Below are 7,709 nucleotides of genomic sequence, written 5' to 3'. Positions count from 1 at the left end.
TTCTCAGTTCGTCAAACTTGCTATGCTTTACCCTCATACGAACAACCTCCGGCTAATTTCATTGTATTTTCTTAGCCTAAAAGTGTCCAACTTAATTAGGGGGCTTTATAGTGATGTTGTAGTAAGTGCAACAATTGCGACCTAGATCCTACTTCTTTCCCTTCATTGTTGCATAATTTACAACAATTGAACTCAATTCAGAAGATTTCGCATGAAATGGGTTAGAATTGTTGTACGAAATGCAACTTCAAGCTGCTAAATGGCCTTTTGGCGTGCGAATTGTTGTAGTAATTACAACATTGGTAACCACCATAACCTATAACCCTTCACAAAACTGCTGAATGACACTAAATCAAATTTGTTGTTAGCTGCGGCGAGCGAGTATTCCTGGTAACACTGGTTACTTGGCGATGGAGGCAGTATGTTCAGTCAATATCTAGCACAATGCAAGTAATCACGTGGCTGCCGAGAAATAGCGACGAGGCAAGGCAATAACCTAAGCTAAGCGCTTGCAGCTACGGTTAAGCAAAACAAAGAACCGCACCCCACTCGGCAAGCCGGAGTAGGGTGCGGTTCTCTGCTAAAGCCGGCTCACTTCGTGAGCAGCGGCTGGGCGCGGCTAAGTAGCGCCGCCATCTCCCCGCGCGTCAGCGACGCGCTCGGGCGGAACGTGCCGTCCGCGAAGCCGTCGACAAGGCCATTGCTGCTCATCGAAGCGATGGCCCCTGCCGACAAGCTGCCTGCCGGCACATCGGTGAAGCTCTTCGCAGCGGCTCCGCCGCCAGCCTGCGAAGTTAACTGCAAAGCGCGGGACAGCAGCACACTTATCTGCTCCCGCGTCATGATCTGATCCGGCGCGAAATGATCGCTGCTGATCCCTTGGATCAGCCCACTCTGCTTCGCGAGCCGGATATCCTGCCACGCCCAATGGGTGGCAGGGACATCACTGAACGAGGCGCCGATTGCAGCCGCCTCGCCCTTCAAGCCCAGGACGCGAACGATAATCGTCGCGGCTTCAGCCCGTGTGAGCGCTGCGTCCGGCGCGAACCGGTCAGAGGCTGTGCCCAGCATCCAGCCTCGGTTCGCAGCGGCTAGCACATAAGCTTGCGCCCAATGCTTCTGCATGTCGGCGAAATAAAACCCATCAGACCAGAGACTGTAATAGTCCCATGTATCGCTCGTCTCCTGATTCAAGCTCCAGCTTCCAGTCCCTTTCAAGTTATACTTGCCTACCAATTTCAGCTTTTCTTTGAGCGACTGTTCGTTCTCAAACCACACTGTGTAGGTGCCGGGGCCGAGCTTATTGCCATATAGGCTAGACGCTGCATCGGTTGGGCTTATCGTGAAAGTAGCTACCGGTGATTGGCTAGCAGCGTCATACCGCACAGTCCCTTTATAGGTGTCAATTAGCTGCATTAACGCCTGAGCGGATACACCTGAGCCATTAGCGGCAGCATTTTGATTCCAGTACCGCCCGTAGAACGGAATACCAAGAACTATTTTATCTGCTGGTGCCTGCGCTACTGCGTATTGAATCGTTTTCTCGACAAAGGGTAAACTTGCCACAGGTCCCGGGGTCGGATCTCCTGGATAGCTTTCATCATAAGCCATAACCATTAAGTAATCACTCACCGCGGCTAATGCCTTGTAATCATACAAAGCAATCCAGCTGCTCGTCGCCCCTGTAGGATTCGCTGCTACAGCCACTGATACTTCCATCCCGCTCGGGAGTTTATCGCGCAGCATTTTGACCATATCCGTATATTTATCCCGGTAAGCTGCATCCACATTCTCGATATCCATATTAATGCCGTCCAACTTATGGTCCTTGATTGCCGCAACAATTTGATTAACAAGCGCTTCTCGATTATCAATGGCTTTCTCACCTAGCGTCCTATCGAAATCGTTACTAAGAAAAGGGACAACCTTCTTCCCTCGCTGATGCATGTCGGTAATGAACGAGTCCTGTAGAGAATCGGATAATTGCAAACTACCATCTGCATGAATATGAAAATAGCTAGGCGAGACGACATCCAGTGTCTGACCGCTTTTATCCACTTGTGAGGTATATAAATTTGAATTGCCAAAGAAGAGATAGGACATCGTAAACTTTCCTTGAGACGAGCTAGCTTCAGCCTTAATACTAGGTTCTGAGCTTGTTGCTATTGTCAAAAGCCCCGCCACAGACAGTATAACCACGAATTTCCTCCATCGATTTTTGGTTTTCTTCATCGGCCACCCCCCATTTCTAGCATCTAGCTGCTTCCTCTATTTTGCTAGAAAGAATTTGAATGTGCTAGGAGTAAATATTGGGGATACCAAAAAACCGTTACTTTAGAGCATTCAGCTCCGAGTAACGGTTTCTAATAAAACTGGTAGTGGTTGCGGCCTTTGCCCTTCACTTTATATAGGGCAATATCTACTTCTTTCAACATACTAGTCGCATCGGTTTCACCCGAGCGGTACATCGTTATCCCCATACTGACTGTTGCGCGAAACTGCTGCCCTTGTATGTCCCATGGCTGTTCAAAACACTGAATGATGCGCTGGGCGACTCTTTCCACGTGCTCCTTACAATCCACCGCGGGTAATAAAATGGTGAACTCGTCGCCTCCCATGCGGGCGAACATATCAACCTCACGGAGACAACCTTTGATGCGGTGAGTGAAATCCTGCAAGAATGCGTCTCCTACATCATGGCCCATCGTATCATTTATCACTTTGAAATCATCTATGTCTAAGTATAGAAGTCCAAATGGTCTCTTCGTTCGATTAGCTTTCAAAAGCATTTGCTGCAGATGCTCCTTAAACATTCGCCGATTAGGCAAACCTGTCAGAGGATCATGATAAGCCATGGCGATAAGACGGCTCTCTTGATTTTTGCGCAGCGTGATATCAGTAAGCACGAAAGAAATCTCGGCTAGAACACCCTCATCATTACGAATTGGAATCGCGGTACACTCGAACCAGATAATATTCTTATTAACGCCTCTCGCTCGAAATTCCAGCTTACTGCTGTTGCAAGTTTGCAAGGTTTTGATAAACATTTTATGTAAATCCATACCATATTCCGAATCAATAAAGTCCACAACCTGCTGAAAGTCAGTAGGTATAAATCCTATCACTTCACTAAAATTCTTGGAGGCGTAGGTCAAATTTCCATAAACATCAAATATGCTAAACAGATCCCAAGCCTGCTCGATGAATTGGCGTACGAATGTATCCTTCTGTAACGATGAATGTTTGGGAATATCCGAATCAGCCTTATGACTCATTACTTCGCAGCCCCTCTCGTACTTTTTACATAGAGACTTAGGTAGCTTAGCATAGGAACATAAAGATTCAATTAAGTTCATCCAAATTTTCCGTCAAATTAAGTCGAAATATGACTATTTTTTCACATTTTTCATAGATACAGGGATTTAGAAGCAGATCAAAGTGCCTACTTCGAGGAAAGAATCGTACCAAATCTCTTTATCTGTCAATAAAAGGATAGAAATGTCTAAGAGAATCGTTCTATAATGAAAGTAAACATTTGAGAGCGGTAACACCGTTCTTTCTACCACGCTGTTCCGTTACTGAGGAGGATTTCTAGTATGGCAGGAGAAACTATTTTAGTTGTTGATGACGAGCAAGAAATTGTCCAATTGATTCAACTCTACCTAGCGCGGGAAGGCTATAAAGTCATCAGCGCCAATAACGGTCACGATGTATTTGAGATCGTGAAGGAACATAAGCCCGATCTTATTATTCTGGACATCCTATTGCCAGGACTTGATGGTATAGAAGTTTGCCGACAGCTTCGCAAAACGAGCAATACGCCGATCCTGTTCATCTCCTGTAAGAGTGAGGATATTGATATTATTCTCGGATTAAGCATGGGTGGCGATGATTATATGACGAAGCCTTTCAGCCCTAGTCAGCTCGTCGCTAGAGTCAAAGCTCATTTACGTCGAAATTCCATTCGAGAGCAGCATCAGGATGATCCTCAGCTGGTGAAATTCCCCGGCCTCGAAATCGATCTGGTTAGCCATATCGTTCGCGTGAATGGACAGACCATATCCTTATCGGCCAAAGAATTCGATTTGCTTTCCTTAATGGCTAAGACCCCTAATCGGGTGTACAAAATCGAGCACCTGTTTGAACTTATATGGAGCCTGGATAGCATGGGTGATCCACGAACACTTATTGTACATATTAGTAATCTGCGTAAGAAAATTGAATCTAACCCAGCAGAGCCTCGCTACATTATTACGGTTCGCGGTGTCGGATACAAATTTAACGGTTCGGCTGTTTAGAACAGTCGGCTAAACCATACGATAAAATAATGCTGCAGAGGAACCGCTGCTGCCGCTATGACAAGTGCCGGCAGCATGTTGGCAACATTCATTTTTTTAATTTGAAGAATGTTGATGCCTACGCCAATAACCAGGACGCCACCCACAGCTGTAATTTGGACGATCATAGCATCTAGCGACGCTTGGCTAAAAGCCATGGCAATAAATGTCGCTGCCAGAGCGATGACCCCTTGCATCACGAACACGGACACCGCCGAGAAAATCACACCTATTCCAAGGGTAGACGCGAAGATAATGGATAAGAACCCGTCCAGCAATGATTTGGTATATAAAATATCATGATTATGCCTAAGGCCGCCATCCAGTGGACCCAGAATAGCCATAGCTCCAATGCAATAAACCAAGGTGCATGTCACGAAGCCTTGCGAGATACTGCTTGTAGGATGAGCAGAAGAATCTTTGCGCAGCAGCGCCTGCAACCAGTCACCTAGCTGCTCTAGTCTGTATTCGATTCGAAGCAGTTCTCCAATGATGCCTCCAATAACCACGCTCATAATAACTAGTACGATTTGATTCGACTTTAATGCCATAGTAATGCCCAGCACAGTAATGGCGAGCCCAAGGCCCTGCATAACTGTGCTTTTTATGCCTTCCGAGATGCGGGGCAGCATCATTCCTAATAATCCCCCAATAATAATGGCGATTGCATTCACAATCGTCCCCCATAAAGCCATGCTGATTCATTCCCTTTCTGCCTTAAAGTCTGTGACAACCTTCTCATTCTACATGATTCCGCTCATAATTTCCTCCATCGTTGGAAATGGTATGAATAAGCAACAGGAAAGGAGGAATACAGCATGTCGAATGACAAATCGATGGATCCCATGACTGGCGACACGGTTGAGACGGACGGTATTTATGCCAATGAAGCAGGACGAGAGGTTACGCTAAAGCGCGGCGACGAGTTTCCCGCCGATCTTGTTTTGGGACGAACGACTTGGGAATTGACGGGCTTCGCCGATGAAGCCGTGGTTGATCATGACCAATCTGAGCTTAACCCTATGCGCAAGCGTGTGGACGCGAGAACCTAATCATAGAACCGGGCTGCGATGAATGCAGCTCGGTTTTTGCCTGCGTATGATATACTAAGGGGATGATATATCAAGCGCTGGGGGAACAAGCATGAACGGAAAACGAATTATCATTGTAACTGGAGGGACACTCGGGGACTGGGCTCTTGGAGACATTCATGAAGATGACGTTCTCGTAGGGTCGGACCGTGGTGCCTTATATCTGATTCAACATGGCTATACGCCGCATATTTCACTCGGTGATTTCGATTCTGTCACTGCCGAAGAGTTAAGCCGTATTCGCGCTTCCAGTCTCACTTTCATCGATTGCGACCCGGTCTTCAAGGATTTAACCGACACCGAAATGGCCTTTAACTGGGCACTGGATCAGCATCCTGATCATATAGTTCTGCTCGGAGCGCTCGGCACCCGATTTGATCACTCGTTAGCCAATGTACATCTGCTACGCAAAGGAACAGAGCAAGGAATCTCCTGTTCCATTGTGGACGCCAACAACCAAATCATTGTTATTAACCAATCCACTCATATATTACGGGGGAGCTATGCACATATATCCCTGCTGCCGCTTAGCTTGGAAGTGACCGGCATTACGCTGCATGGTTTCCAATATCCGCTTCAGCAAGCAACTCTTCAGATTGGACAGTCCCTTGGGATTAGTAATGTACTTAACGAATCGGAAGGTCTGATCGAACTCCAAACTGGCTTATTACTCGTTATCCAAAGTAAAGATTAAGCAAAAAATTTTAAAATTAGACAATCTCATGTGAATCCTATAGGGGTTAACTCTGGTACAATGAACTGTACGCCATACATTAATTAAGATATTGAGGTCGTTCAAGCATGCAGCATGTGCAAGAGAATCCGGTAAAGAACCTTCATCATAAGAGTGTGCAATCCATCACAACCCAATTTGCAGCCAAACATTTACTTACGAACCGAGAAGCCGAAATTATAGGTCTTATCGCGCTCCACGGCTATAGTAACAAAGAAATAGCTGATCACTGCAACATTAGCGAAAAAACAGTTAAAGTCCATATTGATAAAATTATGGATAAAGTCGGAACTCGATCGATGCGCAAGCTTCTAGCTGCTATCATCAGCAATGCGGTTTAAAGCACGCGCCAAATACTGCTATTCGAACTGGAGACAGTTTGGATAGCAGTTTTTATATGAGGGAATCTCTCTAACTCGCTAAACTAGGTATATTTCTCCCAACCTTTGCTTACAAATAGAGTAATAGATTATTCCTCTAGAAATGGTTGGTGTGCCTATGAACTACCAAAGAAAGAGAATCCTTTTTTATTCGGTGCTAGCAGGTCTATTTACTATACTTCTCATACTCGTATCCTTCAGCCTAGACTCCTCGGGATACCAATTCCAGGGATCCTCACCAACTCCGGCATTGATCCCTCATCAGGTCGATGCTCAGATCGTCGAGTCTCCATCCCAAGCTCCAGTCGAGGTCTATCCTTTTGCCCTGGACAAGCCCGCTCCAAGCTTAGAAATAACGCCAGACCCCCCTCTCCTAGAAGAACCCAAGTTGCCTGCAGTCTCAACGGTTACTTTGAATACTTACGTCCCCGCTCCCCCGAATGCTTCCGCAGTTGCGGGGGCAGTTCAGTCTACAACAAGACCAACACCTCTGCCATCCAAAATCAGCATACCCGTCCTCAACTACCACAGCGTCACGATTGATCCAGGGAATGTTGTCGTTATCTCCCCAGCCAAACTGGAAGAGCAGCTGATGTATCTTAACGATCATGGTTACACCCCAGTTTCTCTCGCTGCTTTTATTAGCCTTATCGAAGGAAAAGATGTCGAGGCAGCTCCTGAGAAACCAGTGCTGTTAACTTTTGACGATGGATACATCGATAACTATGAGCAAGCGATGCCTCTTCTTGCCAAATATGCCTTCCCGGCTACCCTCTTTATCTCACCAGGTATGAGCGATCAGGAAGGTTACCTGAACTGGGAACAGATCAAGAAGCTGCAAGAAGCCGGCTGGGACATTCAACCTCATGGGATGACACACCCCCATCTCCCCCAGCTTTCCGCGGATCAACAAGCCTTCGAAATCTTAGAAGCCAGAAACCAAATCGAGGAAAAGCTCGGAACCAAAGCCGATGTATATTGCTACCCTTATGGCGAATATAACAAAACGACGTTGAAGCTTCTTAAGGATCATGGATTTCGTTATGCTTTTACGATTGAACAAGGCTTTGCAACAAACCAGCAGTCCCCTTACCTGCTCAAAAGGCTTTTTATCAATGGAGAAGAAGGCCTGAAATCATTCATTCGCAAGCTTTCTACACACGATTAG

General features: G+C 46.2%; 8 protein-coding genes. 5 read left to right on the top strand and 3 right to left on the bottom strand.

Annotated features, from left to right (window positions below):
• Positions 1–591: 591 nt before the first annotated feature.
• Together AC58U0_RS19545 and AC58U0_RS19540 are read right to left on the bottom strand one after the other, a co-directional pair.
• Positions 592–2,232 (bottom strand): glycosyl hydrolase family 18 protein, encoded by a 1,641-nt coding sequence (locus AC58U0_RS19545; protein WP_497380639.1) that lies wholly within the window; start codon positions 2,230–2,232, stop codon positions 592–594.
• Positions 2,233–2,363: 131 nt separating this feature from the next.
• Complete coding sequence (locus tag AC58U0_RS19540; RefSeq protein ID WP_497380638.1) at positions 2,364–3,275, bottom strand: diguanylate cyclase domain-containing protein; 912 nt, start codon at positions 3,273–3,275, stop codon at positions 2,364–2,366.
• A gap of 321 nt (positions 3,276–3,596) precedes the next feature.
• Between AC58U0_RS19540 and AC58U0_RS19535 the strand changes: the two genes are divergently transcribed.
• Positions 3,597–4,298 (top strand): response regulator, encoded by a 702-nt coding sequence (locus AC58U0_RS19535; RefSeq protein WP_056833708.1) that lies wholly within the window; start codon positions 3,597–3,599, stop codon positions 4,296–4,298.
• Here the strand turns inward: AC58U0_RS19535 and AC58U0_RS19530 are convergent.
• Positions 4,295–5,032, bottom strand: a complete 738-nt coding sequence (locus tag AC58U0_RS19530) for a DUF554 domain-containing protein (RefSeq protein WP_497380636.1) — start codon at positions 5,030–5,032, stop codon at positions 4,295–4,297. The two genes, AC58U0_RS19535 and AC58U0_RS19530, sit on opposite strands and share 4 nt — an antisense overlap.
• Positions 5,033–5,155: 123 nt before the next feature.
• Between AC58U0_RS19530 and AC58U0_RS19525 the strand changes: the two genes are divergently transcribed.
• The 4 genes from AC58U0_RS19525 to AC58U0_RS19510 all read left to right on the top strand — a co-directional run bounded on the left by AC58U0_RS19525 (position 5,156) and on the right by AC58U0_RS19510 (position 7,709).
• A complete protein-coding gene (locus AC58U0_RS19525; RefSeq protein ID WP_497380635.1) occupies positions 5,156–5,389 on the top strand; it encodes a hypothetical protein in 234 nt (77 codons plus the stop codon).
• Between the two features lie 91 nt (positions 5,390–5,480).
• On the top strand, positions 5,481–6,122 hold the full coding sequence (locus AC58U0_RS19520; RefSeq protein WP_497380634.1) for a thiamine diphosphokinase: 642 nt from the start codon (positions 5,481–5,483) through the stop codon (positions 6,120–6,122).
• Between the two features lie 107 nt (positions 6,123–6,229).
• Positions 6,230–6,502 carry a response regulator transcription factor gene (locus tag AC58U0_RS19515; protein ID WP_497380633.1) on the top strand — a complete coding sequence of 91 codons (273 nt, stop codon included), beginning with the start codon at positions 6,230–6,232 and terminating at the stop codon, positions 6,500–6,502.
• Positions 6,503–6,659: 157 nt separating this feature from the next.
• Positions 6,660–7,709 (top strand): polysaccharide deacetylase family protein, encoded by a 1,050-nt coding sequence (locus AC58U0_RS19510; RefSeq protein ID WP_497380632.1) that lies wholly within the window; start codon positions 6,660–6,662, stop codon positions 7,707–7,709.

The organism is Paenibacillus sp. J31P190, from assembly GCF_059692075.1.
Note: the sequence above shows the minus strand (reverse complement) of the source record. Positions and strands in the feature narration are given on the sequence as shown.

Bases quoted from the DNA above. Each gene is read 5' to 3' on its own strand.
- AC58U0_RS19545 (WP_497380639.1), bottom strand. From the start codon at position 2,232: ATGAAGAAAACCAAAAATCGATGGAGGAAATTCGTGGTTATACTGTCT.
- AC58U0_RS19540 (WP_497380638.1), bottom strand. From the start codon at position 3,275: ATGAGTCATAAGGCTGATTCGGATATTCCCAAACATTCATCGTTACAG.
- AC58U0_RS19535 (WP_056833708.1), top strand. From the start codon at position 3,597: ATGGCAGGAGAAACTATTTTAGTTGTTGATGACGAGCAAGAAATTGTC.
- AC58U0_RS19530 (WP_497380636.1), bottom strand. From the start codon at position 5,032: ATGGCTTTATGGGGGACGATTGTGAATGCAATCGCCATTATTATTGGG.
- AC58U0_RS19525 (WP_497380635.1), top strand. From the start codon at position 5,156: ATGTCGAATGACAAATCGATGGATCCCATGACTGGCGACACGGTTGAG.
- AC58U0_RS19520 (WP_497380634.1), top strand. From the start codon at position 5,481: ATGAACGGAAAACGAATTATCATTGTAACTGGAGGGACACTCGGGGAC.
- AC58U0_RS19515 (WP_497380633.1), top strand. From the start codon at position 6,230: ATGCAGCATGTGCAAGAGAATCCGGTAAAGAACCTTCATCATAAGAGT.
- AC58U0_RS19510 (WP_497380632.1), top strand. From the start codon at position 6,660: ATGAACTACCAAAGAAAGAGAATCCTTTTTTATTCGGTGCTAGCAGGT.